Origin of the sequence: Histidinibacterium aquaticum, assembly GCF_008710275.1 — a bacterium.
Classification (GTDB): Bacteria; Pseudomonadota; Alphaproteobacteria; order Rhodobacterales; family Rhodobacteraceae; genus Oceanicola; species Oceanicola aquaticus.
In genome coordinates this window covers 235403-261891 of record NZ_VYQE01000004.1, presented here as the reverse complement: position 1 = coordinate 261891, position 26489 = coordinate 235403, and the positions used below count along the sequence as shown (strand labels likewise).

At 68.4% G+C, this 26489-nt stretch carries 26 protein-coding genes; 12 read left to right on the top strand and 14 right to left on the bottom strand.

The window, feature by feature from the left end; genetic code table 11:
- The first annotated feature begins 1 nt into the window (after position 1).
- The 10 genes from F3S47_RS13915 (at position 2) to putP (ending at position 11396) form a co-directional block, all read left to right on the top strand.
- Positions 2-1279: a BCD family MFS transporter gene (locus F3S47_RS13915; RefSeq protein WP_150445883.1), complete on the top strand. Its 1278-nt coding sequence runs from the start codon at positions 2-4 to the stop codon at positions 1277-1279.
- Positions 1280-1284: 5 nt separating this feature from the next.
- The gene (locus tag F3S47_RS13910) at positions 1285-2463 is read left to right on the top strand and encodes a geranylgeranyl diphosphate reductase (protein ID WP_150445882.1); all 1179 of its coding nucleotides are present in this window, start codon (positions 1285-1287) and stop codon (positions 2461-2463) included.
- Positions 2460-2990: an isopentenyl-diphosphate Delta-isomerase gene (gene idi, locus F3S47_RS13905; protein WP_150445881.1), complete on the top strand. Its 531-nt coding sequence runs from the start codon at positions 2460-2462 to the stop codon at positions 2988-2990. The genes F3S47_RS13910 and idi overlap by 4 nt, the downstream gene beginning before the upstream one ends.
- 244 nt (positions 2991-3234) lie before the next feature.
- On the top strand, positions 3235-4749 hold the full coding sequence (locus tag F3S47_RS13900) for a sugar ABC transporter ATP-binding protein (protein WP_150445880.1): 1515 nt from the start codon (positions 3235-3237) through the stop codon (positions 4747-4749).
- Positions 4746-5750, top strand: coding sequence for an ABC transporter permease (locus F3S47_RS13895; RefSeq protein ID WP_150445879.1), 1005 nt, complete (start codon positions 4746-4748; stop codon positions 5748-5750). Before F3S47_RS13900 ends, F3S47_RS13895 begins: the two co-directional genes overlap by 4 nt.
- A gap of 37 nt (positions 5751-5787) precedes the next feature.
- The gene (locus F3S47_RS13890; protein ID WP_150445878.1) at positions 5788-6726 is read left to right on the top strand and encodes an ABC transporter substrate-binding protein; all 939 of its coding nucleotides are present in this window, start codon (positions 5788-5790) and stop codon (positions 6724-6726) included.
- A gap of 121 nt (positions 6727-6847) precedes the next feature.
- Complete coding sequence (locus F3S47_RS13885; RefSeq protein WP_150445877.1) at positions 6848-7894, top strand: pyridoxal-phosphate dependent enzyme; 1047 nt, start codon at positions 6848-6850, stop codon at positions 7892-7894.
- Entirely contained in the window at positions 7887-9050 is a 1164-nt protein-coding gene (locus F3S47_RS13880; protein WP_223877830.1) for a M24 family metallopeptidase, read from the top strand. The genes F3S47_RS13885 and F3S47_RS13880 overlap by 8 nt, the downstream gene beginning before the upstream one ends.
- A complete protein-coding gene (locus F3S47_RS13875) occupies positions 9047-9784 on the top strand; it encodes a maleate cis-trans isomerase family protein (protein WP_150445876.1) in 738 nt (245 codons plus the stop codon). The genes F3S47_RS13880 and F3S47_RS13875 overlap by 4 nt, the downstream gene beginning before the upstream one ends.
- Positions 9785-9926: 142 nt before the next feature.
- A complete protein-coding gene (gene putP / locus F3S47_RS13870) occupies positions 9927-11396 on the top strand; it encodes a sodium/proline symporter PutP (protein ID WP_150445875.1) in 1470 nt (489 codons plus the stop codon).
- 45 nt (positions 11397-11441) lie between these two features.
- Here the strand turns inward: putP and dxs are convergent, their stop codons facing one another.
- From dxs to F3S47_RS13805, 13 genes are all read right to left on the bottom strand, one after another.
- Positions 11442-13352 (bottom strand): 1-deoxy-D-xylulose-5-phosphate synthase, encoded by a 1911-nt coding sequence (gene dxs, locus F3S47_RS13865; protein ID WP_150445874.1) that lies wholly within the window; start codon positions 13350-13352, stop codon positions 11442-11444.
- Positions 13353-13525: 173 nt separating this feature from the next.
- Entirely contained in the window at positions 13526-13768 is a 243-nt protein-coding gene (gene pufX / locus F3S47_RS13860; protein ID WP_150445873.1) for an RC-LH1 core complex protein PufX, read from the bottom strand.
- Between the two features lie 13 nt (positions 13769-13781).
- Positions 13782-14729, bottom strand: a complete 948-nt coding sequence (gene pufM, locus F3S47_RS13855; protein WP_150445872.1) for a photosynthetic reaction center subunit M — start codon at positions 14727-14729, stop codon at positions 13782-13784.
- Positions 14722-15570 (bottom strand): photosynthetic reaction center subunit L, encoded by an 849-nt coding sequence (pufL, locus tag F3S47_RS13850; protein WP_150445871.1) that lies wholly within the window; start codon positions 15568-15570, stop codon positions 14722-14724. Before pufL ends, pufM begins: the two co-directional genes overlap by 8 nt.
- A 104-nt stretch (positions 15571-15674) precedes the next feature.
- On the bottom strand, positions 15675-15851 hold the full coding sequence (gene pufA / locus F3S47_RS13845; RefSeq protein ID WP_150445870.1) for a light-harvesting antenna LH1, alpha subunit: 177 nt from the start codon (positions 15849-15851) through the stop codon (positions 15675-15677).
- Between the two features lie 12 nt (positions 15852-15863).
- Positions 15864-16019 (bottom strand): light-harvesting antenna LH1, beta subunit, encoded by a 156-nt coding sequence (gene pufB, locus F3S47_RS13840; RefSeq protein ID WP_150445869.1) that lies wholly within the window; start codon positions 16017-16019, stop codon positions 15864-15866.
- Between the two features lie 136 nt (positions 16020-16155).
- Positions 16156-16383, bottom strand: coding sequence for a cytochrome PufQ (gene pufQ, locus F3S47_RS13835; RefSeq protein ID WP_150445868.1), 228 nt, complete (start codon positions 16381-16383; stop codon positions 16156-16158).
- The gene (gene bchZ / locus F3S47_RS13830) at positions 16380-17846 is read right to left on the bottom strand and encodes a chlorophyllide a reductase subunit Z (RefSeq protein ID WP_150445867.1); all 1467 of its coding nucleotides are present in this window, start codon (positions 17844-17846) and stop codon (positions 16380-16382) included. The genes pufQ and bchZ overlap by 4 nt, the downstream gene beginning before the upstream one ends.
- A 121-nt stretch (positions 17847-17967) precedes the next feature.
- Positions 17968-19545 (bottom strand): chlorophyllide a reductase subunit Y, encoded by a 1578-nt coding sequence (gene bchY, locus F3S47_RS13825; protein WP_396280045.1) that lies wholly within the window; start codon positions 19543-19545, stop codon positions 17968-17970.
- Positions 19532-20533 carry a chlorophyllide a reductase iron protein subunit X gene (locus F3S47_RS13820; protein WP_150445866.1) on the bottom strand — a complete coding sequence of 334 codons (1002 nt, stop codon included), beginning with the start codon at positions 20531-20533 and terminating at the stop codon, positions 19532-19534. The genes bchY and F3S47_RS13820 overlap by 14 nt, the downstream gene beginning before the upstream one ends.
- Entirely contained in the window at positions 20530-21471 is a 942-nt protein-coding gene (gene bchC / locus F3S47_RS13815; protein ID WP_150445865.1) for a chlorophyll synthesis pathway protein BchC, read from the bottom strand. Before bchC ends, F3S47_RS13820 begins: the two co-directional genes overlap by 4 nt.
- Positions 21472-21570: 99 nt before the next feature.
- Positions 21571-22575, bottom strand: a complete 1005-nt coding sequence (locus F3S47_RS13810; RefSeq protein WP_223877829.1) for an acetylserotonin O-methyltransferase — start codon at positions 22573-22575, stop codon at positions 21571-21573.
- 94 nt (positions 22576-22669) lie between these two features.
- Positions 22670-23539: a polyprenyl synthetase family protein gene (locus F3S47_RS13805; RefSeq protein WP_150445864.1), complete on the bottom strand. Its 870-nt coding sequence runs from the start codon at positions 23537-23539 to the stop codon at positions 22670-22672.
- A 106-nt stretch (positions 23540-23645) separates the two neighbouring features.
- Here F3S47_RS13805 and crtD point away from each other — a divergent pair, with 106 nt between their 5' ends.
- Complete coding sequence (crtD, locus tag F3S47_RS13800; RefSeq protein ID WP_150445863.1) at positions 23646-25283, top strand: 1-hydroxycarotenoid 3,4-desaturase CrtD; 1638 nt, start codon at positions 23646-23648, stop codon at positions 25281-25283.
- A complete protein-coding gene (gene crtC / locus F3S47_RS13795; RefSeq protein ID WP_150446167.1) occupies positions 25205-26023 on the top strand; it encodes a carotenoid 1,2-hydratase in 819 nt (272 codons plus the stop codon). Before crtD ends, crtC begins: the two co-directional genes overlap by 79 nt.
- On the opposite strand, the gene tspO is transcribed toward crtC, so the two are convergent.
- The gene (gene tspO / locus F3S47_RS13790) at positions 26004-26483 is read right to left on the bottom strand and encodes a tryptophan-rich sensory protein TspO (protein ID WP_150445862.1); all 480 of its coding nucleotides are present in this window, start codon (positions 26481-26483) and stop codon (positions 26004-26006) included. The two genes, crtC and tspO, sit on opposite strands and share 20 nt — an antisense overlap.
- Positions 26484-26489: the final 6 nt, after the last annotated feature.

Here is a 26489-nt window from a genome sequence, read left to right as displayed (position 1 = left end):
CATGACGCTCTCCTGGATACAGATCGTGCGGCTCGGGCTCGTACAGATGTGCCTCGGCTCCATCGTGGTTCTGACGACATCGACCCTGAACCGGCTCATGGTGGTCGAGCTGTCGCTTGCCGCGATCCTGCCGGGGCTACTGGTGGGCTTGCACTACGCCGTGCAGCTGTCGCGCCCGCATTGGGGACATGCCTCGGACACGGGCGGCAAGCGGACGCGCTACATCATCGGCGGCATGGCGATGCTCGCTGCCGGGGCTGCGCTGGCTGCGCTCTGCATTCCGCTCTTCCCCGTGAGTTACGCGGGGGCGCTGGCCCTCTCGGTTCTCGCCTACGTCATGATCGGCGCGGGCGTCGGCGCCTCGGGCACCTCGCTCCTCGCCCTGCTGGCGACCGCCACGGCCGAGCGGCGGCGTGCGGCGGCGGCGACGATCACCTGGCTGATGATGATCTTCGGCATCGCCCTCACCGCCGGGATCGTCGGCCAGATCCTCGACCCCTACACGCCCCTGCGGCTGATGAAGATCGTGGGCGTGGTGACCGGCGGGGCCGTCCTGCTGACCACTGTCGCCGTCTGGGGCATCGAGGCCCGTGTGCGGCAAGAGCGCCAGCCGGAAGGGACGCCCTTCCGCGAGGGCCTCGCCCAGGTCTGGGCCGAGCCGCGGGCCCAGAATTTCACGCTCTTCGTGTTCCTGTCGATGACCGCCTACTTCATGCAGGAGCTCATCCTCGAGCCCTACGCCGGTCTCGTCTTCGACTTCACGCCGGGCCAGTCGACCTCGTTGTCCGGCGCGCAGAACGGCGGTGTCTTCCTTGGGATGCTGGCCGTGGGGATCGCGGCGACTGGCCTGCGGATCGGAGCGCTTCGGCACTGGGTCATCGCCGGGTGCATCGGCTCCGCCACGGCGCTCGCGGTCATCGCGGCGCTCGGTCCGGCGGGACTCGCGGGGGCCTTCGTGCCCGCCGTGGTCACGCTCGGCGTCTTCAACGGTATGTTCGCCGTCGCCGCAATCGGGTCGATGATGGCCATGGCGGGAGAGGGCCGCGAGCGGCGCGAGGGGACCCGCATGGGCCTCTGGGGCGCGGCGCAGGCCATCGCCGCCGGGTTCGGCGGGCTCACCGGGGCCGCCGCCGTCGACCTGCTGCGCGGGCTGCTGCCCGACGCCGAAGCTTTTGCCGGGGTCTTTCTCTTCGAGGCGACCCTCTTCGTCGCCGCCGCACTAATGGCGGCGCGCATCATGGACCGGGGCCGCACCCCGGAGCTCGTTCCGGGGGAGTAGAGCCGATGTATGACGCCATCGTCGTGGGAGGCGGGCCCTCGGGCGCGACCGCCGCGGAGGACCTCGTCCGCTCCGGCCATTCCGTTGCGCTTCTGGACCGGGCGGGCCGGATCAAGCCCTGCGGTGGCGCGATCCCGCCCCGGCTCATCGCGGACTTCGACATCCCCGAGGATCAGCTCGTGGCCCGGATCCGGACGACGCGGATGATCTCCCCGACGGGGCGGCGCGTCGACATCCCGATCGAGAACGGCTTCGTCGGCATGGTCGACCGCGAGCATTTCGACGAGTTCCTGCGCGCCCGCGCCGCCTCGGCCGGGGCCGAGCGGCTCACCGGAACCTATCTTCGGATCGAGCGGGACGAGATGGGTTCCACCGTCGTCTGGCGCGACAAAGCGACGGGCGAGGAACGGAGGACCCGGGCGAAGCTGGTGATCGGCGCGGACGGGGCGCGGTCCAACGTGGCGCGCGACGAGGTCGAGGGCGGCGACCGCATCCCCTACGTCATCGCCTACCACGAGATCATCGCGGCCCCCGGACCGCGCGGGGAGTATCATCCCGACCGCTGCGACGTGGTCTACGACGGGCGGATCTCGCCCGACTTCTACGGTTGGGTCTTCCCGCATGGCGGGCAGGCGAGCGTGGGGATGGGGAGCCTCGTCAAGGACGTGAACCTCAAGGCCGCCACCGCCGCGCTGCGCGAGGCGAGCGGGCTGGCGGATTGCGAGACGATCCGGCGCGAGGGCGCCCCGATCCCGCTGGAGCCGCTGAAGCGCTGGGACAACGGGAAGGACGTGTTGCTCGCCGGCGACGCGGCCGGCGTGGTCGCGCCCTCTTCGGGAGAGGGCATCTACTACGCGATGATCGGCGGCCGGGTCGCCGCCACGGCGGCGGCGGCCTACCTCAAGACGGGTCGGGTGAAGGATCTGCAGCTCGCACGGCGGCTGTTCCTCAAGGAACACGGGCAGGTTTTCCGGGTTCTCGGCGCGATGCAGCGGGCCTATTACCGGAGCGACGAGCGGCGGGAGCGGTTCGTGTCGCTCTGCCACGACATTGACGTTCAAAGGCTGACCTTCGAGGCCTATATGAACAAGAAGCTCGTGAAGGCGCGGCCGCTTGCGCACATCAAGATCGGATTGAAGAACATGGCCCATCTTACCGGACTGGTCTCCGCGGAGCGCGTGTGACGGACACCATTCCCGCCTGGGTCGATGGTGCGCTGACGCCGGTCGACAAACTCGAGGCGCACCGGCTGGGGCTGCGGCACAAGGCGGTGAGCGTCTTCGTGCTGCGCGGGAGCGAGGTGCTGGTCCAGCGCCGGGCCGAGGGGAAGTACCATACCCCCGGGCTCTGGGCGAACACCTGCTGCACGCACCCCGGCTGGGACGAGAGCGCGGCGGACTGCGCAATTCGGCGGCTCCGGGAGGAGCTGGGCATTTCCGGTCTCGCCCCGGTTCATCGCGGGCGGGTCGAGTACCGGGCCGATGTGGGCGGCGGGCTGATCGAGCACGAGGTGGTCGAGATCTTCGTCGCCGAAGCGCCGGCGGGGCTGGAGGTTCGGCCCGACCCATCCGAAGTGTCGGAGACCCGGTGGATCGATCTCCACGATCTCGCCGCGGATGTCCGGCGCCGACCCGAGTGTTACACCCCCTGGCTCCGCATCTACCTGGAGCGGCACGGCGAGAGCATCTTCGGGGATCTCGTCCGGGCCTGACGCCCTGTCCAAACTTGGACAGGGGGTCATGTCGCTGATATTAAACCGTAAAAAAGTTAACGCCGCCGTCTGTTAACCTTTGACCGGACCCCGGCGCTGCGCGTGAGACCCCCGTGCAGCGGGCTCGGGCATCCTCCGAGGCCCCCTCCCCGGAATTTTCCGCTTCTCTTCCCCCGAAAGCCCCGCCGCGACGTGTTGACACGCTCCCTGTTGCCGCTAACGCTGTGCGCGGGGAGGAAATAGTATGACTAGTGCCACGGCGGCCCTGTCGCTGGAGGGAATAGACCGGAGCTTCGGCCCGGTTCAGGTTCTGTTCGGAGTAGCGATCGACCTCTTCCCCGGAGAAGTTCACGCCCTCATCGGCGAAAACGGGGCCGGCAAGTCCACGACCATGAAGATCATGGGCGGCTACCTCTCCCCGTCTCACGGTACCGTTTCGGTGGGCGGCGAGCCAGTGCGTTTCCGTTCGAGCGACGAGGCCGAGGCGCAGGGGATCGTGATGATCCACCAGGAATTCAACCTCGCCGAGGATCTGACCGTCGAGGAGAACGTCTTTCTCGGGCATGAGCTCAGGAAGGGTCTGTTCCTCGACAAGAAGGCGATGCGCGAAGAAACCGTGGCCCTGCTCGACCGGCTCGACTGCCGCGTCGACCCCAAGGCGCGGGTGCGCGACATCTCGACCCCCGACAAGCAGATGGTGGAGATCGCCAAGGCGCTACGCCGCGACGCCCGCGTCCTGATCATGGACGAGCCGACCGCCGTTCTGACCAACCGCGAGGCCGAGGTGCTCTTCGAGCAGGTCGACCGTCTGCGGAGCCAGGGTGTGGCGCTGCTCTTCACCTCGCACAAGCTGGACGAGGTGAAGCGGATCTCCGACCGGGTGACGGTCATGCGCGACGGGCACGTCGTGGAGAGCCGGCCGACCTCCGAGCTGACGGCGGACAGCATGGCCGAGGCCATGGTGGGCCGCGAGCTGTCGAACCTGTTCCCCAAGCGGAGCGCCGAGATCAGCTCCGACATTGCGCTGAAGGTGTCGAACCTGACTGTCCCGGGCCATGCGACCGACGTGAGCTTTGAATTGCGGCGTGGCGAGGTTCTGGGCCTGTCCGGGCTGATCGGCTCGGGCCGAACGGAAACGATGGAGGGTCTCGTCGGCCTGCGCAGCCACGAGGGCACCGTGGAAATCGACGGCGAGGCGGTGAAGATCACTTCGCCGCGGGACGCGCAGTCGCGCGGGCTGGTCTACCTCACCGAGGACCGCAAGAGCCGGGGCCTTGTCCTGAACATGGGGCTGCGGGAGAACCTGACGCTGCAGTCCCTCCCCCGCTTCGCGAAGCCGTTCCTCGACCAGAAGGCCGAGGAAGAGGCCCTTGACAAGGCGATCAAGGATTTCGACATCCGGGCGCCCGACCGCTCGATGAAGGCCGGCAACCTGTCCGGCGGCAACCAGCAGAAGCTGCTCGTGGCCAAGATCATGCTGGCCGAGCCGCGCATCGTCATCATCGACGAACCGACACGCGGCATCGACATCGGCACGAAGCAGCAGATCTACGAATTCATTCACCACCTCGCCGCGGAAGGCGTCTCGGTCATCGTCATCTCGTCCGAGATGACGGAAGTGATCGGCCTGGCCGACCGCATTATCGTGATGCGGCAGGGCCGCGTCGCGGGCGAGGTCAGCGGCGCGGAAAAGACCGAGGATGCCATCGTCCGGCTGGCGATGGGTCTCGGCGCGCGCGAGACGGAGACGACGGCATGAGCACCGCAGAGACAACTTCGGCCCCGACGCAGGCGCCGCGCAAGATCAACATCCAGGTGCTGGGCCCGATCATCGCGCTCGTCGTCCTCGTGATCGTCGGCGCGCTGATGAACTCCAACTTCCTGAGCTACGCCAACGTGACCAACGTGCTGGCGCGCTCGGCCTTCATCGGCATCATCGCCGTGGGCATGACCTTCGTCATCACGGCGGGGGGCCTCGACCTCTCGGTGGGCTCGATGGCGGCCTTCATCGCGGGCCTGATGATCCTGGTGATGAACTATCTTCTGCCGTCGATGGGGAACGGGGTGCCGATCATCCTGGTGGGCATGCTGGCCGCCCTCGTCGCGGGGCTCGCGGCCGGGTTCCTGAACGGCTTTCTCATCACGAACATGCGGATCGAGGCCTTCATCGTGACGCTGGGCACCATGGGCATCTACCGCAGCCTCGTGACCTGGCTCGCCGACGGGGGCACGCTCAGCCTCGATTTCGGCCTGCGTCAGACATACCGGCCCGTGTACTACGAGGGGATCCTCGGGATCTCCTGGCCGATCATCATCTTCGCGCTGGTGGCCATCGCGGGCGAGATCGTCATGCGCAAGACGGCCTTCGGGCGTTATTGCGCCGCGATCGGGTCGAACGACCAGGTGGCGCGCTATTCCAGCGTGGACGTCGGGCGGGTGCGGATCCTGACCTACATCCTGCTCGGCGTGCTCGTGGGCGTCGCGACGATCATGTACGTCCCGCGGCTCGGCTCGGCCTCGTCCTCGACCGGGGTCCTCTGGGAGCTCGAAGCGATCGCGGCGGTGATCATCGGCGGCACGATGCTCAAGGGCGGCTTCGGCCGGGTCTGGGGCACCGTGGTCGGCGTGCTGATCCTGAGCCTGATCGGCAACATTCTGAACCTCACGGACTTCGTGTCGCCCTACCTGAACGGCGCGATCCAGGGGGTCATCATCATTCTCGCTGTCATCCTGCAGCGGGGGAGAAAGGCGGAGGGCTGAACCCTCCGCGGTTTTGGTCAACAGGAGGAGTAGACCAATGAAGCACTTTGCAGCGGCAAGCATCGTGGCGCTCTGCGCGGCGCCCGCGCTCGCGCAGGACACGACCGTCATCGGCGTGTCGATCCCGGCGGCCACCCACGGCTGGGCCGGCGGCATGAACTTCCACGCCCAGGAGGCCGTCGACCGTCTGGAAGAGGTCTATCCCGAGCTCGACTTCGTGCTCGCGACCGCCGGCGATCCGTCCGAGCAGGTCAGCGACATCGAGGACATGGTGGCGACCCGCGGGATCTCCGCGCTGGTGGTGCTGCCCTTCGAATCCGAGCCGCTCACCGGGCCGGTCGCCAACGTCGCCAACCAGGGCGTCTGGGTGACGGTCGTGGACCGTGGCCTGAGCCAGGAGGGGATCGAGGATCTCTACGTCGCCGGCGACAACACCGGCTTCGGCCAGGTGTCGGGCGAATACATGGCCGAGAACCTGGACGAGGGCGCACAGATCGTCGCCCTGCGCGGGATCCCGACGACCATCGACAACGAGCGCGTGGCCGGCTTCGAGCAGGCCATCGAGGGCTCGGGCATCGAGGTTCTCGAGATGGAGCACGGCAACTGGAACCGTGACGACAGCTTCACCGTGATGCAGGACTTCCTGTCGAAGTACCCGCAGATCGACGCCGTCTGGGCCTCCGACGACGACATGGCCGTCGGCGTGCTCGCCGCCATTGAGGCCGCGGGCCGCGAGGACATTCAGTTCGTGCTCGGCGGCGCCGGCATGAAGGAGATGATCCAGCGCACCATGGAAGGCGACGAGATGATCCCGGCCAACGTCACCTACCCGCCGGCGATGATCGCCACGGCGATCGAGCTGACGGCCGTGGGCATGGTCTCCTCCGCGCCGGTCTCCGGCCAGTTCACCATCGGCTCCGTCCTGGTGACCGAGGAGAACGCCGAGGACTACTACTACCCCGACAGCCCGTTCTGATCTGACGGGACCAGGGATTGGAGGGCCGCGGGCGAGAGCGCGCGGCCTTTCGCGTTTCACGGGGTTGATCGCCGGGCTGCCCTAGCGTCAGACTGACATGAGGCGATGGGGACGGACGGTCATGGAATATCTCGACAATCCGCATCGCGGCACGGGCCTGCCGATCGCCGAGCGGCCCATTGCGCGGTCCGACGCGGTGGCGCGGCTGCTGGACCTCTGTCCGAAGCATGAAGAGACACCGATGCGGGAGGTCCCGGACCTCGCCACGGCCTGCGGCGTGTCCCGGCTGCACCTGAAGGACGAGAGCGGGCGCATGGGGCTCGGCAGCTTCAAGGCGCTCGGCGCGGCCTTCGTCATCGCCCGCGAGGCGGCCGAGGTGGCCAACGGCGCAGAGATCGGCCCCGACACGCTCACCGGACGCACCTATGTCGCGGCGAGCGCGGGGAACCACGGGCTTTCCGTCGCGGCCGGAGCGGGCGTCTTCGGCGCGAGGGCTGTGATCTACCTGAGCGAGACGGTGCCCGAGGCTTTCGCCCAGCGCCTGCGGGCCAAGGGGGCCGAGGTGGTCCGGGAAGGGGCGAGCTACGCGGAGAGCATGGCGGCGGCGCAGGACCGGGCGCAGGCCGAGGGCTGGTCGCTGCTCTCGGACAGCTCCTGGGAGGGTTACCTGCTTCCTCCGACCGGCGTGATGGAGGGCTACCTGCAACTGGCGCAGGAGGCCGTCGAACAACTGGACGACCCTCCGACGCATATCCTTCTCCAGGCGGGGGTCGGTGGATTGGCTGCCGCAGTGGCCCGGCATTTCCGTATGGCCTGGGGCGACGACCCGGTGATCGTGGTCGTCGAGCCCGACAGGGCGCCCGCCCTGATCGAGAGCATCCGGGCTGGCGAGCTGGTGACGACGGAGGGCCAGGCCTCCGCCATGGGCCGGCTCGACTGCAAGACGCCCTCGCTCATCGCGCTCGGTGGGCTGGCGCAGGACGCGGATCTCTTCGTGACGATCACCGAGAAGGAGGCGCAGAAGGCCGTTTCGGCCCTCGCCGAGGCGGGGCTGCCGACAACGCCTTCCGGTGCGGCGGGCGTGGCCGCTCTCCTGGCCGGGTTGCGGGGATGCGGGCCGGAGGCGCGGGTGCTCGCGATCGTGAGCGAAGGGCCCGAGGGTGACTGACCCGGCCGTCTTCCCTCGCGCCGAGTTCGAGCGGCGGTGGAAGGCCTTGCAGCACGGGATGGCGACCCGGGGCCAGGACGCCCTGTTTCTCACCTCTCCACAGGACATTTTCTACGTCACCGGGTTCCTGACCCGGTTCTGGGAAAGTCCTGCACGGCCGTGGTTCCTCGTCCTGCCGAAGTCCGGCGAGCCCCTGGCGATCATTCCAGAGATCGGGGTCGAGCTGATGTCGCACTGCGCCGTGGGCGAGATCAGGGCCTGGCCCGCTCCCGTCCCGGGCGACGACGGTGTCTCTCTTCTGACGGAGTGCCTGACAAGCCTTGTGCCGGAGGGCGGCCGGCTGGGGGTGCCGATGGGCGCCGAGACGAACCTCCGGATGCCGCTCGCGGACTGGCAGAGTGTCCGGCAAAGCCTCGGACAGCGCCACGTCGTGGACGCGACGGAGACCCTGCACCGAGTCCGCGAGATCAAGTCGGAGCCGGAGATCGAGGCGATCCGTGCCACCTGCGGCATCGCCGACGCCGCCTTCGACCGTATGCCGGAGCTGGTCGCCGGAGCCGCAACGCTCGAGACGCTTTTCCGGCGTTTCCAGATCGCGCTGCTCGAGGAGGGTGCGGACTGGGTGAGCTACGTTGCGGGCGGGGCCGGGCCCGAGGGCTACGGGACGGTCATAGCGCCCGCGTCGGGGCAGCCGCTCCGGCGGGGAGATATCGTGATGCTCGATACCGGCGCCGTGAGGAACGGCTACTTCTGCGACTTCGACCGGAACTTCGCGATCGGCCGGCCGTCGGACGCGATGAAAAGAGCCTATGCCGTGCTCGACGCGGCGACTGAGGCCGCGCTGGGCCAGCTGCGACCGGGGATGACGGCGAAGGACGCCCACCGGGTCCTGTCGGAGGCGATGACCGACGCGGGCGGTGTTCCGGCGGGCGGTCGGCTCGGGCACGGGCTGGGGGTCGCTCTGACGGAATGGCCCTCCTTCACGCCGCGCGACGAGACAGAGCTGCGGGCGGGCATGGTTCTCGCCATCGAACCGGGCGTCGAGGTCGGCGACGGGACGATCCTCGTCCAGGAAGAGAACGTCGTGCTGCGGGACGACGGGCCGGAGCTCCTCTCGACCCGCGCGGCGCGCGAGCTGCCGGTGATCGCTCCATGAGCCGCCTGCCCTATCGCCTGACCCCGGCCGACCGCCCGCGGCTCGGGCTGATCGTGTTGCAGGCCGACGAGACGATCGAGGGCGACTTCCGACGACTGCTGCCGCCGGAGACCGCTCTGCAGGTGAGCCGGATCCCGTCGGGTGCCGATCTCACGCCCGAGAGCATCGCCCAGATGGCGCTGGACCTGCCGGCGGCGGCCGCGCTCTTTCCTCGCGGCGCCGAGTACGACGTCGTGGGTTACGGCTGCACCTCCGGTACCACGCTGATCGGCGCGGCGCGGGCGGCGGAGCTCGTGCGGCAGGGCTGCGGGGCGCGGGCGGTCTGCAATCCTCTCGACTCCGCGCTCGCCGCCTTTGGCCACCTGGACGTGCGCCGTGTTGGGCTCGTCTCTCCCTACGGGACCGATATCGCGGCTGCCTTGAGAGCGACCTTCGAGGAGCAGGGCGTGGCCGTGCCCGAGGCGATGAGCTTCGGCGAGGAAGTCGAGGCGAACGTCGCCCGGATCGATCCGGTGTCCATCGCGGCGGCTGCCCGCGAGATCGCGCGTCGCGGGACTGTGGACGGCATCTTCCTGTCCTGCACGAACCTGCGCACCCTCGACGTGATAGAGCCGCTCGAGCGCGAGCTTGGGTGCCCCGTCATCGGGAGCAATCTCGCGCTGGCCTGGGACATGGCGCGCGCGGCGGGTCTCCGGCTCTGTTTCGAAGGTCCGCGCCTGCTGCGTGAGGCTTAGAAGGACGCTCGGTCCATGGCCGGAGCTCGGTCGATAGGCCGTGGTGCAGAGAAACCTTGATCGGCTGTCATGATCCGTCATGCTCGACCTGTCAGGCCAAGTCAGCCCTGTCGTCTAAACCGGAAAAAGATCGGAGGGCATCGTGTCTTTAGGAGTCTTCATCAGCCTGGCGGCCTACTTCATCCTGATGCTCGGGATCGGCGTCTACGCCTACAGGAATTCCACATCGAGTTCCGAGGAATACATCCTCGGCGGACGCAATCTCCCCCCGGCCGTCGCCGCACTGTCCGCCGGGGCCTCCGACATGTCGGGCTGGCTGCTGCTCGGCCTGCCCGGGGCCCTCTACGCCGCGGGCCTCGTCGAGGCCTGGATCGGCATCGGTCTGTTCATCGGGGCGCTGGTCAACTGGATCGTCGTCGCCCCCCGGCTGAGAGAACAGACCGAGCGCTACGACAACTCGCTGACGATCCCGGCCTTTCTCGCCAACCGCTTTCCGTCGCAGGGCGGAACGCTGCGCATGATCTCCGCGGTGATCATCGTGGTCTTCTTCGCCGTCTACACCGCCTCTGGCCTCGTCGCCGGGGGCAAGCTGTTCGAGACCGCCTTCGACGGCAGCTACCAGCTCGGGGTCTGGCTGACCCTCGGCGTCGTCCTGGCCTACACGGTGGTCGGCGGCTTTCTGGCCGTCTCGCTCACCGATTTCTGCCAGGGCCTCATCATGATGCTGGCGCTGATCATCATGCCCGCGATCGTGCTCTACGCCGGTGAAGGCGGCGGGTTCGCGCAGGCGAGGGAGACGCTATCCGGTGTCGAGGGGTTCACCCTCGGGCTCTGGACCGCGGACATGACCTTCATCGGGTTCATCTCGCTGCTGGCCTGGGGCCTCGGCTATTTCGGCCAGCCACACATCATCGTCCGCTTCATGGCCGTGAAGAGCGTCGCGGCGGTCTCGACCGCGCGCAACATCGGCATGGCCTGGATGGGCATCGCGCTCATCGGCGCCATCGGCGTCGGCATCTTCGGCCGCGCCTACGTCGAGCGGAACGGCGTCTCGATCGAGGACAGCGAGACGATCTTCATCTACCTCGCCGAGAACCTCTTTCCCGGGCTGATCACCGGCTTCCTCCTGGCGGCGCTTCTGGCCGCGATCATGTCGACGGTGTCGAGCCAGCTTCTGGTCTCGTCGTCCTCGCTGGCCGAGGATTTCTACAAGCTCGTGCTCAACAAGAACGCCTCCGAGACCACGCTCGTGACCGTCGGGCGTATCGCCGTGGTCGCGGTGGGGATCGTCGCGGCGCTGATCGCGGGCGATCCCGAGAGCCAGGTCCTGGGCCTCGTGGCCAATGCCTGGGCCGGGTTCGGAGCGGCGTTCGGGCCGTTGATGATCCTTTCCCTGACCTGGCCGCGCATGAACGGTGCGGGCGCCGTGGCGGGGCTCGTGGTGGGCGCCGCGACCGTCGGGCTCTGGATCTTCACCGGCCTCGGGGCCGCCACCGGTCTCTACGAGATGATCCCCGGCTTCGCGCTGTCCTGGCTCGCCATCTACGCGGTCAGCCTCGCGACAGCGGACCAGGGGGAGTTCCGGCCCACCGAAGCCTCACCGGCGGAGTAAGACGACGCAGGCAGGGGCCGGGTTGCCGGCCTCTGCCATGCCGCTTCAGGGCGCAGTGGTGAGCTGCATCCCGGCGGCCTCCAGCGCCGTCGCGGCGATGTCGGTCGCGGTGAGCCCCGCATCGGCGTACATGGCGGCGGGGCTCGCCTGGTCGATGTAGCGGTCGGGCAGGGTCATGGTGCGGACCCGGCAGGCACCGTCGAGCAGGCCGGTGTTGGCCATGTGATGCAGGACCATCGCGCCGAAGCCGCCTTGGGCCCCCTGCTCCACCGTCACCAGCGCGCGGTGGTCCCGGGCGAGGCGTCGGATCAGGGCGGTGTCGAGCGGCTTGGCGAAGCGGGCGTCGGCGATGGTGACGGTGAGGCCGCGCTCTTCGAGGAGCGCCGCGGCGCGGCAGCACTCCCCAAGGTGAGCGCCGAAGGAGAGAAGCGCGACGTGCTCTCCCTCCTGCAGGATCCGACCGCGGCCGATCTCGAGAGACTCGGGCTGCTCGGGCACCGGCACGCCCTCTCCGGCTCCGCGCGGGTAACGGAAGGCGATGGGGCCTTCGTCCCAGGCCGCCGCGGTGGCGGTCATGCGCGCGAGTTCGGCCTCGTCGGCGGCGGCCATCACGGTCATGTTGGGAAGCGCGGAGAGAAAGCCCACGTCGAAGGCGCCGGCATGGGTCGGACCATCGGCCCCTACGAGTCCGGCCCGGTCGATGGCGAAGCGGACGGGCAGGTTCTGCAGCGCGATGTCATGGACGACCTGGTCGTAGCCGCGCTGGAGGAAGGTGGAGTAGATCGCCGCGAAGGGTCGGAGCCCGCTGGCGGCAAGGCCGCCACAGAAGGTGACAGCGTGCTGCTCGGCGATGCCCACGTCGAAGACGCGGGAGGGCAAGCGCTCGGCCATCTGGGAGACGCCGGTGCCGGAGGGCATGGCGGCGGTGACCGCGACGATCCGGGGATCGCGCTCGGCGAGGCGGGTCAGGGTCTGGCCGAAGACCTTGGTGTAGCTCGGGGCCGAGGCCGCCTTCGCGGCCTGCGTTCCGGTCGACACTTCGAACTTCGAGACGCCGTGTCCGCGGTCGGCAGAGTGTTCGGCGGGGGCGTAGCCCTTGCCCTTGACCGTGCAGCAGTGGATCAGCACCGGCCCGGTCGCGCGCGCCCTGGCCGCGCGCAAGACCGGCAGGAGCTGCGACATGTCGTGGCCGTCGATCGGACCGATGTAGGTGAAGCCCAGCTCCTCGAAGAGCGTGCCCTGCCCGTCCGGCAATCCGGTGACGAGCTGGCGTGCTCGGCGGGCGTGATCGCGGATCGGGCCGGGAAGGGCCGCCTCGAAGCCCTCGGCCATGTGCCGGGCGAGGCCCATCGGGCCGGAATAGAGACCGGAGAGGTAGCTCGACATGGCGCCGGTCGGCGGCGCGATGGACATCTCGTTGTCGTTGAGGATGACGAAGAGGCGGCGGCCCTCGTGGCCGGCGTTGTTCATCGCCTCGTAGGCCATGCCGGCGCTCATCGCGCCGTCGCCGATCACCGCGATGGCGTCGCCGGTGTCCTGCCCCATGTCCCGCCCCACGGTGAAGCCCAGCGCGGCGGAGATCGAGGTGGAGGAATGCGCAGCGCCGAAGGGGTCGTACGCGCTCTCGGCGCGCTTGGTGAAGCCCGACAGCCCGCCCTCTTGCCGGAGGGTGCGGATGCGGTCGCGTCGGCCGGTGAGGATCTTGTGCGGGTAGCACTGGTGGCTCACGTCCCAGATCAGCTTGTCATGCGGCGTGTCGAAGACGGCGTGCAGGGCGACGGTCAGCTCGACCACGCCGAGCGACGACCCGAGATGCCCGCCCGTGTGCGAGACGGCGGAGATCACCTCGTCGCGCAGCTCGGCGGCGAGCCGGGCGAGCGTGCCGTCGGACATCTGCCTCAGGTCGCCGGGGCCGCGCACACGGTCGAGCGTGGGGGTCTGGGGTCTGGTTTCCATCGTCGCCTCCCTCGGATGGAAAGCGCCGCAAGGAGGGATCCCCTTGCGGCGCCAGCTCCTGTCGCCAACAGGATGGGAACCGGGGCCGGGTTGCGACCCCTGACCGGACCGGCGCGGGGAGCCCCGGCCCGGGTGGCAAACGGACGGGGCCGGCGGCCCCGCCCGATCTCGTGTCAGACCCGCAGGGTCTCGGCCGGCAGGGTCAGTTCGACCCGGTCACGGATGACCGGATCGGGTGTCTGCCGGCTGTCCGGCGGCAGCAGCGTGCCGATCCAGGCGAGAACGGCGATGCCGATCCAGATGCCGAAGACCACGATCGCGGCATAGCCCGCACCCTTGAGCTGGAGCATCGCCACGCTGGCCGCGAGCTGGGAGCGGCGATCGAGACCGAGGTAGTTGTTGTCGTCGAGACGCATGTCTTCTCTCCTCTTACTGCGGCGCGTAGCCGTGGACCTGGGCCCAGACGTACCAGTTCTCGACCACCGTGCCGGTCAGCAGGATGCCGATCCCGCCGGTGAGCGTGGTCAGCACGGCGAACCACCAGGCCCAGCGGTGGATGCCCTCCATCGTGGCGTTGAACCCCATGGTCCACCTCCAGAAGAGCGCGGCGCGCTCGGCGGCGGTTCCCCGGTCCACGATCTGCTCGATCTCGCGCTCGCCGCCGAAGCGGCTGACCGCCAGGATCGTCGCCCCGTGCATGGCGAAGAGCAGCGCCGAGCCGTAGAGGAACGCGATCGAGAGGGCGTGGAACGGATTGTAGAAGAGGTTGCCGTAGGTGATGGAGAAGAGGTTCGTCCAGTCGAGGTGGCTGAAGATGCCGTAGGGCACCGCCTCGGACCAGCTGCCCATCAGGATCGGCCGGAACAGGCCGAGCACGAGGAACAGCCAGATGGCCGAGGCGAAGGCCCATGCCACATGCTTGCCCATCTTCAGGTCGGCCGCCCGCTGGTAGGTCCTGACCCACCAGGTGATGACCGCGATCAGCAGGAAGAACGAGGCGACGAACCACCCCAGACCCTCGCCGAGCGGAGGGATTCCGAGGCCGTACTCCGGCGGCGGCGGATCGAGCGAGAACCAGAAGAGGTCGCGCAGGAAGACCGCCGGGTTGTAGCCGGCCTGATCCCAGTAGGCGAGGCCCACGAGGAAGAACCACATGGACCCCGTGGCGAGCGATATCACCCCCCACGGCCCCAGGTAGATCGGCCCGAGCTGGGCGTTGCCGAAGAGGCCGAAGAGCCGGCTGATCCCCGGGCGCCCGTAGCGCCCTTCGCGCAGGTCCAGCTCGTTGTCGACGCCCATTTCCGGGGGGCCGGCGACCTGAACCTGAGTGAAGATGTTCTGATACTCGGGCGTGAAGCTGATGCGACGATTAGCCATTGACGCCTCCCTCGATATTCACCCACCAGGGCAGGTCCACATACCAGTACCACCAGTCGACCCAGAGCCCGAACCAGACGGTGCCGGAGATGACGATGCAGATCGCGCTCCACAGGCCGGCGTTCAGCGCCAGGAACAGGCCCAGGCGATGGATGCCGAGCGGGCCGATGGAATAGCCGATCAGGTCGCGAAAGTAGGTGTCCTCGTGATCAGGCGTCTTCACGGGTTCGCCCTTCTGCGGATTGACCGCAGAGAGCACCAGCGAGCCGTGCAGCGCGAGGGCGAAGCAGGTCGTGAAGAAGAACGTGATCGCGACCATGTGCGCGGGATTGTAGTGGAAGTTCCCGTAGGTGTAGCCGACGTTGTTCACCCAATCGAGGTGACTGAATATCCCGTAGGGAAAGCCGTGCCCCCAGGCCCCGAGCAGGACCGGTCGGATGATCACCAGCGTGACGTAGGCCAGGATCGCGACGCCGAATGCCACGGGGACGTGGTAGCCGATCCCCAGCTTGCGGCAGATTTCCACCTCCCGCAGCATCCACGAGGTGAAGGCCGCGGTCGCGCAGATCGTGACGATCTGCCAGATGCCTCCCTCGGCCAGCGGAGCCGCCCCGAGGCCGTACTCCAGCGGCGGCGGATCGATCGAGATCAGCCAGGGATTCCAGATGCCGTCCAGGGCCGTCCCGTAGAAGATCAGGGCCGTGCCGAGGGCGGCGAAGAAGAGCGTCGTGACTCCGAAGAAGCCCACGTAGAAGGGGCCCACCCAGAAGTCGAACAGATCGCCGCCGACCAGCGTCCCGCCCCGGACGCGGTACTTTCTTTCGAAGGTGAGCTGAGCCATCTTCAAACTCCTATCAAGGCACGGGGGTCAGCCCGCGCCGGCGCTTCTTGGGTTGTCCGCGGCCGGGCTGTGCCGCCCGCGGACCGATCGCCAGACGTCCGCGCCTATTCGGCAGCGGCCACGGATCCTTCTTCGCCGAAGGCGAGGTTGAACCAGTTCGTCTCGGGATTGCTGAGCAGGACGAGGTGAATCATCACCGCCAGCAGGAACAGGAAGACACCCTGAGCCACGAAAACGCGGCGGGGATCCCAGATCATCCAGATCTTGTAGAACTGCGACATCTCTGGCCCTCCTTACCAGGCGAACCAGGGCAGTTTGATGTACGTCAGGATATGAGCGATGACGGCCACGATCGTGAAGATCGTGAACCCGCTCATATACACCGAGTGCAGCTCCTGCGCCTGCTCGTCAGTAAGACCCGTAAAGGACAGGTCCGTATTGTCAGCCATTGGGACTTCTCCGCAAACTGACGCCGCGCATCCCCCGCGGCCGGGGTTCGGCAGGGGCTCATCCCCTACCCTGGTTCCGCCGTCCCGGTGACCGGGGGGCAGTGACGGGGGCCCGGAGGCCCCGCTGTGACGTCCCTCACGCCGTGAAGATGTGAGGGGTGATAATCCGCGCCTGGCTCCAGGCGCGTGCGACGGGGCCCTTCTCCGGCAGGCGCATCTGCCGGGCCGCGGTCAGCGCCCAGGTCAGGAGCGCGAGCGGCAGGGTGGCGAGGAAGATCACCGCGAAATAGGCGTAATACTCGCGCTTCTCGGCGCTCGCCCGGGGCCGGGCGACGATGGGCGCGTCGGTGGTGAAGTCGGTCATGTCTCCTGGCCTCCCTGAGCCGGTTGAAGAGCTTCGACGGTTTCGAGAACGACCCGCTCCGCCCCGGCCTCGAGCGCGGCCTTCTCGGCAGCGTCGCGCAGGCTCTTGGCGGCGGAGATGCGGGTGAGGATCGGGTGGCGCGCGACGATCTCGTCGAGCCGCGCCTGGGCGTCGGCATCCCAGGGCACTTCTCGGCGGAGCGGCGTTGGCGTGGCGCCGCCCGCGTCCATCTCTGTGCCGAGAGGCAGGATGTGGAAGAGCGCATCGAAGAGCCCGTTGCAGAGCTCCTGCAGCAGGTAGGTCGCGCCCGCGTAGCCCATGAACGGCGTGCCGGTGTGCCGGCGGATCGCCGCGCCGGGGAAGCTCGCCGGGATGAAGGCGGGCTGCGGTCCGTGCCCGGCCTTCTGCTCGGCGAGGTACATCTTCTCGTTGATCGAGCCCATGACCAGCAGCGGCCGGTGCTCGGCCAGCATGGCGCGCACCGCCTGGTTGTCGGTCTTGGCCCCTGCCGTCCGCGCGACGGCGAAAGCGCAGGGAAAGCCCAGGTCGCTCTCGAGGTAGTGTCGGATGCCGCGGGCGTAGGTCTCGTTCGCCACGACGGCAAAGCTGGCGGTGGCGTAGAAATCCTGGGTGACCGAGCGCCAGAGATCCCAGATCGGCTTCAGGGTCGAGTGCTTCTCACGCTCGATGACTGGCTCGGGGTCGAGACCGGTGAGCTCTCCGAGCTTGCGAAGGAACTTCGTGGTGCTGTCGAGACCGAATGGCGCCTGCAGGTAGGGTTTCCCCAGCACCTCGGCCAGGCCGCGGCCGAACTCCCGGTACATGCAGATGTTGACGTCGGCGTTCACCAGCCCGCGCATCTCGGCGAGATGGGCGCCGAGCGGCATCACCATGTTCACCTCGGCGCCGATCCCCTCGACCAGCCGCCGGATCTCGGCGAGATCGCTGGGACAGTTGAAGGTGCCGTACATCGGTCCGAGGATATTCACCCGTGGGGCAGCCCCATCCTCGCGCTTCTTCTCGGGCGGCATCCGGCCCTTGGTCATGCCGAACTCGGTGAAGAGCCAGGTCATGGCGCGGTCGGCGCTCTCCCATTGGTCTTCGTCGATGGTGCGCGGCAAGAAGCGCTGGATGTTGGTGCCCTGCGGCGTGACGCCGCCGCCGATCATCTCCGCGATGGAGCCTGTGACGACGACCGCCGGAAGCGCCGGGTCGAGCGTTTCCCAGGCGCGCTTCATGGCGCCCTCGGTGCCGTCGCGGCCGAGCTCCTCTTCGCCGAGGCCGGTCACGACGATCGGCAGCTCATGCGGCGGCAGGCCGTCGGTGTAGTGCAACACCGATGTGACGGGCAGGTTCTCGCAGCCGACGGGGCCGTCGATGACAACCTGCAGACCCTTCACGGCGGTGAAGGCATAGACGGCGCCCCAGTACCCGCCGGCCCGGTCGTGATCCTGGATCAGCATGGGCCACCTCGCGGGGAAGGGCCTTCGAAGGCCCTTGGGGACGCCGCTTCGAAGCGGCGTCGACGCCGCGTGGCGGCCAGGAGACCGGGAATGCCCCGGCGATGATCTCGATGATCGCCGATCATATCATCTGCTCCGCCCTGGCGGCGCGGGCCTGCTTGTCGAGCTTCTTCTGGTGCTGGGCCCGGAAATCGGGGCGCAGGTTGGGACTGCCCTCCCAAACGCCCGAGGTGTCACCGGCACCGACGCCCTCGAAGAAGGCGCGCATCCCGTCCATGCGGGATTTTCCCGCCATGGCGGCGTTCACGACCTGGGCGAGGCTGCCCGCCCCGGCGGGGCCCATGAGGGGCCGCGCGGAGATGAGGTTGGTGAAGTAGAGCGCGGGGATACCGCGCTGCTTGGCCTCCTGCACCACGGGCGTCGTGCCGATGGCGAGGTCGGGTCCGAATTCCTCCATCGCGGCGAGATCATCCTCGAGCGAGGCGCGGTAGTGGACGGTACAGCCGTGCGCGGCGAGCCACTCGGCATCGGCCCTCGACCACTCCGTCTTCGGGCAGGCGGTTCCGACGTAGGGGATTTCGGCCCCGCTCTCGACGAGCAGGCGGGCGACGAGGAGCTCGCTGCCCTCGTAGCCCGAGAGCGTGATCCGGCCCTGCACTGGGGCGCTCGCGAGAGCGCCGCGGATGGCGGGGAGGATCCCGTTCTGGGCTGCGGCGACACGGTCGGCCGGGAGACCGAAGGCCTCGCCGACCGAGGCGAGCCAGGCGGCAGTGCCATCGTGGCCGACGGGCGCGGAGCCGATGACGGGACGGCCGGCGGTGCGGAATTCGCGGATCGCCGCGGTGTAGAACGGGTGGATCGCCGCGACGGCACCGCAATCGAGCGCTCCGTAGAGCTCGCGCCATTCGCGGCAGGGCACCGTGGGCCCGGCGGCGAGACCGAGCGGGTCGAGAAGCTGACCGATGATGACTGGGTCGGCAGGGAACATCTCGCCCAGCAGCGTGACGGTCGGGCGGTCGGAGGTGCCGGCGACGGGACGCGGAACCGGTCCGGCCTCGGCCTCTTCGCGGGCGTATTTGAGCATGGCGCCGGCCAGGACGTCCTTGGCCTCGGCATGGGTCGGGATACCGAAGCCCGGAACGTCGATTCCGATGACCCGGACGCCGTCGATCTCGTCCGGCAGGAGCCGCAGGGGCACGCCGGAGGCAGTCGGAACGCAGAGGTTGGTGACGACGATGGCGTCGAGCCGCTCGGGGTCGGCCAGTTCGTGGACCGCGTCGCGGATGTCCTCGAAGAGCTTGCCGGTGACGAGCGTTTCGGAGCTGAAGGGCACGTAGCCGACGGAGCGGCGCGCACCGTAGAAGTGACTGACGAAGGTCAGGCCGTAGACGCAGCAGGCCGACCCCGAAAGAATCGTGGCGACCCGCTTCATCCGGAGGCCGACGCGAAGCGACCCGAAGGCGGGACACATGGACTGCGGCTTGTCGTGGGGGCCCTGGGGGTAGTCGGCGCGGAAGCGCTCCATCAGGTCGGGCGCGGCCATCTCGGCGGCGGTCTTCATCTCCGATCCGGAATGGCATCCGAGGCCATCCTGCGGCTGCGGCTCGTCCGCGCGGCGCGCGACCTCGCCCTCCGCCCGGATCACCTCGACGGTGCCGCTGTCGTCATAGCCGACCTCGTAGCCCTCACGCATCGTCATAGATCACCTCGAGGGACTCGCGCGGGGCGGCGTTCTTGCCGCGCATGTCGGCATCGGTCGCGGGCTCCAGCGTGACGCCTGCGCCGGTATCCTCTCCGTCGAAGAGACCGAGCAGGTCGTCCTGGCTGAGCGCGGAGGGCCGCAACGGCGGGGCCTCGGCGACGTTCTCGCCGAGTTCGGCGAAGAGCGCGCCCCAAGGAGAGGCGGCTGTGCCGACGATCTGGTAGTTCGCGCTCTTCTTGCGCAGGTCGTCGTCGGCGGGAATGGAGGCGAGGATCGGGATATCGACCGCCTCGGCGAAGGCCTGGGCCTCGCCAGAGTGATCGTCCTTGTTCACGACGAGACCCGCGACGCCGACGTTGCCGCCCAGCTTGCGGAAGTATTCCACCGCCGAGCAGACGTTGTTTGCGACGTAGAGGCTCTGCAGGTCGTTCGATGCGACGAGGATGACCTTTTGCGCCATGTCGCGCGCGATCGGGAGGCCGAAGCCGCCGCAGACCACGTCGCCCAGGAAGTCGAGCAGGACGTAGTCGAAGTCCCAGTCGTGGAAGCCGAGCTTCTCGAGCAGTTCGAAGCCGTGGATGATGCCGCGTCCGCCGCAGCCGCGTCCCACTTCCGGGCCGCCGAGCTCCATGGCGAAGACGCCGCCGCGCTTGAAGCACACGTCGGAGATCTTCACCTCCTCGCCCGCGAGCTTCTTCTTGGTCGAGGTTTCGATGATCGTCGGGCAGGCCTTGCCGCCGAAGAGCAGCGAGGTGGTGTCGGATTTCGGATCGCAGCCGATCAGGAGCACTCGTTTGCCCTGTTCGGCCATCATGTGGCTGAGGTTGGCGAGCGTGAAGCTCTTGCCGATGCCGCCCTTGCCGTAGATCGCGATGATCTGGGTCTTGGAGGTCGGCGCATCCTGCGGAACTTCGAGAGACGGCTCGGCCGCCTCGTCCTTCAGCCTCCGGTCGTAGTCCTTCAGGTTCGGGACTTCGTCCTTCATTCGGCGTCCTTCCAGTCGAGGATCATTTTCAGGCAGGCCGGGTCGGTGAAGGCCGTCGGATAGGCCTCCGCGGCATGATCTGCCTGTCGGCGATGGGTGATGAGGCCCGAGAGCGAGAGAGCGCCGCTTTCCACCAGGGCCCGGGTCGCGACGAGGTCGTCGGCCGTCCACTCCGCGGCGATACGCAGGCGGGCTTCCTTCATGAAGGCGGGCGGGAAGGCGAAGCCGAGCGGCTCGGAGTAGAACCCGGCGAGGACCACTTCGCCGCCCTTTGCGAGGCGGGCGATCCAGTCGTTCAGCAGGTCGCCCCGGCCCGAGGCATCGTAGATGGTGCGGTAGTCGCGGCGGTCGTCCTTTTCGGGGCGCATCACTGTGTAGCCTTCGGCACCGCCCATCCGGCCGGGATCGATCTCCCATACCGTGGGCGCGGGCGCGCCGGCGGCGATGGTCAGGCGGGCAAGCAGACGGCCGAGTACGCCGTGCCCGACGATGAGCTCCGGCACCTCACGTCCCGGACCGGCCATGGCGTGGCGCGCGGTGGCCGCGAGGGCGAGCAGCGCCCCCTCCGCGCCCAGCGCGCGGTCGATACGGATGGCTCGGGCGCCCTTGGTGACCAGCGTAGAGGCAGCGCCGCCAAACAGACCATGCGCGCCGCGGTAACAGTTCGACCCGGGAACGAAGACATGATCGCCGACGCGGTGGCGGCTCTCCGGTCCGGCCTCGACGACCTCTCCGGCGGCTTCGTAGCCAGGGACGAGGGGGTAACCCATGCCGGGAAACGGAGGCATCCGGCCCGACCAGAAGAGCTTCTCGGTCCCGGTGGAAATGCCGGAATGCGCGATCTCGACGACGATATCTTCGACGCCGGGGTCCGAGAGGTCGAGCTCTCCGACCGAGAGCTCTTCCGGGGCATCCAGTATGACGGCGCGACTGCGCATCGCCTGTCCCTCCTTCCGGCGGGTGTAAACCTGTGCCGGATTCTTGATGTCAGTCTATGCTGACAGTCTCATATGTCAATTGATGGCGACACATGAGTGTCAACTATTCCTGACACCCTCCACGACGGTGGTGACGAAGGGCCGACGGCTTCGGGGCCGAACCGGGGCAAACCCGGCCTCGGCCATTAGCGAGCGGATTTCGGAGGGCGACCGGACCCGGCCGGTCCGCATCGCCATGCAATAGAGGGAAAAATAGGCATCGCCTGCCCGGGAACCGGCCATCGGCTCGCTGACCACGAGCCGGCCTCCATCGGGCAGCGCGGCATGAACCCGACCGAGGAGCGCCCGGACGGTCTCGTCCGAATGGTCGTAGAGCACGCGGATCAGGGTCACGACGTCCGCCCCCGAGGGAAGCGAATCGTTCCTGAACGATCCAGAGCAAATCCGGACGCGCGTCCCCAGGCGCGACTCGGCAGCGGGTGCGACCGCAGGGAGGTCGAAGAGAGTCAGCGGAAGATCTGGGTATCTCGTCGCCACTTCGGAGAGGAACGCCCCGGCCCCCCCGCCGACATCCATCAGCCTCCTGGCTGAACCGAAATCACAGAGCGCGAGGGTATCCTCCGCCACGAGCGCCTGGCTCTCCGTCATCAGGCGGGAATAGGCGGCGGCCTGCGCCGGATCCTCCGCCGCGCCGGCGCCGAAGACGTAGGGCCAGAAGCCGGCCAGCTCTGGCTCGGTCTCGCCGCGAAAGAAGGCGGCAGGGTCCTCGAGGTCGCGGTAGAGCAGTCGATGATGCGAGATCATTTCCGTCAGCCCCGGGACGGCGGCCAAAGCGGCACCGCGCGCCGTCAGGTGCAGGGTGCCGCCCCGCCGGTGGAACAAGCCCAGCGAGATGGCGGACCGGAGGAGGACCTCCAAGCGCTCGGCCGGCACGCCGGAGACTCGCGAAAGCTGAGCAGCCTCGGCCGGTCCCTCGCCGAGCCGTTGCAGAAGTCCGAGGTCGACCAGCGCCATGAGGACCTGCGAATGACAGAACCCCGCGACGAGGTCGAAGATCGCCTCTCCTTCACGGCGGGCGATCCGGCGGAGTCCGGGAATCCGCATGGATAGAGACTGAAAGCGTCGTGATCCGGCGAGGCGTTGGACCCAGCCCATTCCCTTCGGGCGGGCGGAGGAGAAGGGGCTCGCCTGCGCCGGGTCACTCACCGGGGACGGTCCGCCGGGCGGCCTGCGGCACGATCCGGTCGGCGTAGGCTCGGACCATCCCGGCGAGCTCGGCCTCACCCGGACAGGACGGGATCGAGGCGATGGCCCCTGCGAGAATGTCATCCAGGTGCCGGACGGCGCCGGTCACGCCGAACTCGGCCACGGCGCTCGGGCGCGCATGGAGATCGTCCTGACCGGCGGGCTTGCCCAACTCGTCCGACGAGCAGACCGCGTCCCGCAGATCGTCCGCGACCTGAAAGGCCTCGCCGATCCGCGCGCCGAGTTCGTCCCAGGGGTCGGGCTCCTGACCGGCTGCGATCGCGCCCATCCGGGTCGCGGCGACGAAGAGCGCGCCGGTCTTGGCACGGTGATAGGCCGAGAGATCGATCCGCGGTTCGCTCTCCCAGGCCTGTCCGGCGCAGATCCCGCCGGGCGTTCCGGTCTGGCGTGCCAAGGTCAGCGTCAGGGCACAGGCGCGATCGGGGGTATCGGAGGCCGCGCGGGCCAGCGTCTCGAAGGCGAGCACGATGAGGCTGTCGCCGGTCAGGACCGCCAATGGCTCGGAAAAGGCGACATGGACCGAGGGCTTCCCGCGCCGGTAGTCGGCATCGTCGAAGGCCGGAAGGTCGTCGTGGACGAGGCTAGCGCAATGAATGAACTCGAGCGCGGCAGCGGCGGCGTTGGAGACCTCGGGGCGGTCATCGCCGCAGGCGCGGGCGACCGACAGCAGGATCGTGGGCCGAATGCGCGCGCCACCGGGCGTGACGGCGTAGTCGAGGGCGGAGGTCAATCGGCGCGGGCCGCCGCCGGCCTCGGCAAGCGCGCGGGAGATCGCCGTTTCGATCCGGTCGGACAACCCCATGTCGGCCTCCTTGCGGCGCGTGTTTGTCAATTTTGGCAAACACCTGATGTGTCAACTAGACTGGACATATCGCTTCCAGGTGTCAACATTGAGATCAGGAGGGCCAATGCCGCCAAGCACAGAGTCGGTCATCGTGATAGGCGCCGGGATCGGAGGCCTGTCCGCCGCGTTGCGGCTGGCCGCGCGGGGCCTGTCGGTCACGGTCTTCGAGGCCAGCGACGCGCCCGGGGGTAAGATACGGACCCTGCCCTCCGTTGCCGGGCCGGTCGATGCCGGTCCGACGGTGCTGACGCTCAAGCCCGTGTTCGACGCGCTTTTCCAAGAGATTGGCGAGGCGCTGGAGGATCACGTCACCCTCACGCGGCTCGATATCTTGGCGCGGCATTTCTGGGACGATGGCATGGTCCTCGATCTTTACGCCGACGAGGCCCGGAGCCTCGATGCGATTGGAGAGGCGTTCGGATCCCAGGCAAGGCACGACTTCGCGGGCTATTCGGCCCGTGCGCGCCGTCTGTTCGCGGCTTTCGATGGCCCGATGCTCCAGTCCGGGGCGCCGTCCCAACAGGCGCTCGCGCTTCGCGTTCTCCGGCAACCGCGCCTGCTCGCCGACATGGCGCCGCACCGGAGCCTCGCGAGCGCTCTTGAGGCCGGAGTGCGGGAGCCCAGGCTCGCTCAGCTTTTTGCTCGCTATGCGACATACGTCGGTGGGACACCGGCCCGAACGCCCGCGCTTCTTTCGCTCATCTGGGAGGCGGAGGCGCGGGGTGTCTGGGCCGTTGACGGAGGAATGCAGAGGCTGGCGCAGGCCATCGCGACACTTGCGGAAAGCAAGGGCGCCACGTTCCGGTACGGTGAACCGGTCATCCGTGTCGTCCAGCAATCCGGTCGGGCGGTCGCCGTGGAGACTGCCGCCGGCCAGCTCACCGCCGACGCCGTTCTCTTCAACGGCGATCCACGGGCTTTGCGATGCGGCGATCTCGGGCCCGCCCCGGTCGAGAGTGTTTCCGACGCCAGTCTCGAACCCCGCTCCCTGTCGGCCCAGGTCTATGCCTTCGCCGCCGAGATGAACGGACCGGAGCTCGCCTATCACAACGTCTTTTTCGGGCATGATCCCTCCGCGGAGTTCGCCGCGCTCGACCGCGGCACGGTGCCGGAGGATGCCACGCTCTACCTCTGCGCCCAGGACCGCGCCGCCGGGCCGGCACGCGGCGTCGAACGGATCGAGATCATACGGAACGCCCCTCCGATGAGCGGCGGCGAAGAAGCCATCGAGAAGGAAAAAGAGCTATGTCAGAGACGAGTCTTCGACAGGTTGGCGGCTTTCGGCGTGGTTCCGGACCCCTTCCCCAGGCCGGACGCGCTGACGGTGCCGCGGGAGTTCGGCGCACTCTTTCCAGCGAGCCTCGGATCCCTCTACGGGCGGAGCCCTCGGGGTCTGACGGCGGGGCTGAAGCGGCCGAGGGCCCGGAGCGCGCTTCCAGGTCTCTACCTCTGCGGGGGCGGAGCGCACCCGGGGGCGGGCGTTCCGATGGCAGCGCTCTCCGGGCGGCACGCGGCAGAGGCGATCTTGACGGACCTCGCTTCCACCTCGACGTCCCGCCGGACGGCTACGCGTGGTGGTATGTCGACGGTCTCTCCGACGACGGACGGCGCGGCGTCTCGGTCATCGGGTTCATCGGGTCGGTCTTCTCCCCCTGGTACGCCTGGTCCGGGCGCCGCGACCCGGCGAACCACGTCTGCCTGAACGTCGCCACCTACGGGCGGGGCGGGCGCTTCGCCATGACCGAGCGGAGGCGCAGGGACTTGGCCACCTCGCCCGAGCGGCTGGAGATCGGGCCTTCCGCGATGACCTGGACCGGCGATGCACTGGTCATCGACGTGAACGAGTGGGGCGGTCTGCCGAACGTAGGCCGCCTGCGCGGACGGATCACGCTGCGGCCGTCGGCCGTGACCTCGGTCGAGCTGCCTCTGACGCCGGACGGCGCGCATGTGTGGCGGCCCTTCGCACCGGTGTCGGAGATCGACGTGGATCTCGGACCGGGCTGTCGCTGGACCGGTCACGGCTATTTCGATGCGAACTTCGGAACGCGGGCGCTGGAGGCGGATTTCGGCTTCTGGACCTGGGGCCGGTTTCCCACGCGATCGGGCGCGACCTGCGTCTACGACGCCGAGCGGCTCGACCGGACTCACCTCTCGTCGGCCTTCCGCTTCGGTGCGGACGGATCGGCGGAAGCCGTCGAGGCCCCGCCCCGGACGAGGTTCCGCCGCTCGCTCTGGTCCGTCCGTCGAGAGACACGGGCCGACGAGGGGTTCGTGCCCAAGCAGAGCCTGAACATGCTCGATGCGCCGTTCTATTCGCGGTCCGCCGTCACGACTCGGCTCTGGGGCGAGGAGACGACCGGTGTTCACGAGGCGCTCGACCTCCGTCGCTTCCGGTCGCCGCTGCTGAAGCCGATGCTCGCGGTCAGAGTTCCGCGGGTCTGAGCGGCTCCTGGTCAGGATTGAGCCGCCACATCTGCACGTTGAGCGCAGCGGCGATACTGACCCAGATCAGGTAGGGCAGGAGAACAAGGCCGGCAATCCAGTCGAGCTGCCAGTGGGTGATCATCGCACCGAGTACCGACAGCCAGAGCGCCGCCATGATCGGAAGCGACCCCTTCAGCATTCGCAGCCCGAAAAAGACGGGCGTCCAGAGCGCGTTGAACGCAATCTGCGCGGCCCAGAACGCCATCGCGAAGGCATTGTCGTCAAGTATGGCGACGCGCGCACCGGCGAAGGCGATGAGGAAATAGAGCGTCGTCCAGACGACGGGGAAGGCCCAGTTGGGCGGGACCCAGGACGGCTTGTTCAGACGCTCGTACCAGGGGCCCGTCGGAAACAGGGCGCCGGTGGCCGCCGCGCCGAAACAGGCCGCGAGAAAAATGAGAAACAGAAGTACGTCCATGGCGTC

Bases quoted from the DNA above. Each gene is read 5' to 3' on its own strand.
- bchC (WP_150445865.1), bottom strand. From the start codon at position 21,471: ATGCGCAGTCGCGCCGTCATACTGGATGCCCCGGAAGAGCTCTCGGTC.
- F3S47_RS13875 (WP_150445876.1), top strand. From the start codon at position 9,047: ATGAGCCGCCTGCCCTATCGCCTGACCCCGGCCGACCGCCCGCGGCTC.
- bchZ (WP_150445867.1), bottom strand. From the start codon at position 17,846: ATGCTGATCCAGGATCACGACCGGGCCGGCGGGTACTGGGGCGCCGTC.
- F3S47_RS13915 (WP_150445883.1), top strand. From the start codon at position 2: ATGACGCTCTCCTGGATACAGATCGTGCGGCTCGGGCTCGTACAGATG.
- pufX (WP_150445873.1), bottom strand. From the start codon at position 13,768: ATGCGTCTCGACGACAACAACTACCTCGGTCTCGATCGCCGCTCCCAG.
- pufQ (WP_150445868.1), bottom strand. From the start codon at position 16,383: ATGACCGACTTCACCACCGACGCGCCCATCGTCGCCCGGCCCCGGGCG.
- F3S47_RS13805 (WP_150445864.1), bottom strand. From the start codon at position 23,539: ATGGGGTTGTCCGACCGGATCGAAACGGCGATCTCCCGCGCGCTTGCC.
- F3S47_RS13900 (WP_150445880.1), top strand. From the start codon at position 3,235: ATGACTAGTGCCACGGCGGCCCTGTCGCTGGAGGGAATAGACCGGAGC.
- crtD (WP_150445863.1), top strand. From the start codon at position 23,646: ATGCCGCCAAGCACAGAGTCGGTCATCGTGATAGGCGCCGGGATCGGA.
- tspO (WP_150445862.1), bottom strand. From the start codon at position 26,483: ATGGACGTACTTCTGTTTCTCATTTTTCTCGCGGCCTGTTTCGGCGCG.
- F3S47_RS13895 (WP_150445879.1), top strand. From the start codon at position 4,746: ATGAGCACCGCAGAGACAACTTCGGCCCCGACGCAGGCGCCGCGCAAG.
- bchY (WP_396280045.1), bottom strand. From the start codon at position 19,545: ATGACGATGCGTGAGGGCTACGAGGTCGGCTATGACGACAGCGGCACC.
- pufA (WP_150445870.1), bottom strand. From the start codon at position 15,851: ATGTCGCAGTTCTACAAGATCTGGATGATCTGGGATCCCCGCCGCGTT.
- pufM (WP_150445872.1), bottom strand. From the start codon at position 14,729: ATGGCTAATCGTCGCATCAGCTTCACGCCCGAGTATCAGAACATCTTC.
- F3S47_RS13820 (WP_150445866.1), bottom strand. From the start codon at position 20,533: ATGAAGGACGAAGTCCCGAACCTGAAGGACTACGACCGGAGGCTGAAG.
- F3S47_RS13810 (WP_223877829.1), bottom strand. From the start codon at position 22,575: ATGCGGATTCCCGGACTCCGCCGGATCGCCCGCCGTGAAGGAGAGGCG.
- dxs (WP_150445874.1), bottom strand. From the start codon at position 13,352: ATGGAAACCAGACCCCAGACCCCCACGCTCGACCGTGTGCGCGGCCCC.
- F3S47_RS13885 (WP_150445877.1), top strand. From the start codon at position 6,848: ATGGAATATCTCGACAATCCGCATCGCGGCACGGGCCTGCCGATCGCC.
- pufB (WP_150445869.1), bottom strand. From the start codon at position 16,019: ATGGCTGACAATACGGACCTGTCCTTTACGGGTCTTACTGACGAGCAG.
- pufL (WP_150445871.1), bottom strand. From the start codon at position 15,570: ATGGCTCAGCTCACCTTCGAAAGAAAGTACCGCGTCCGGGGCGGGACG.
- F3S47_RS13890 (WP_150445878.1), top strand. From the start codon at position 5,788: ATGAAGCACTTTGCAGCGGCAAGCATCGTGGCGCTCTGCGCGGCGCCC.
- F3S47_RS13910 (WP_150445882.1), top strand. From the start codon at position 1,285: ATGTATGACGCCATCGTCGTGGGAGGCGGGCCCTCGGGCGCGACCGCC.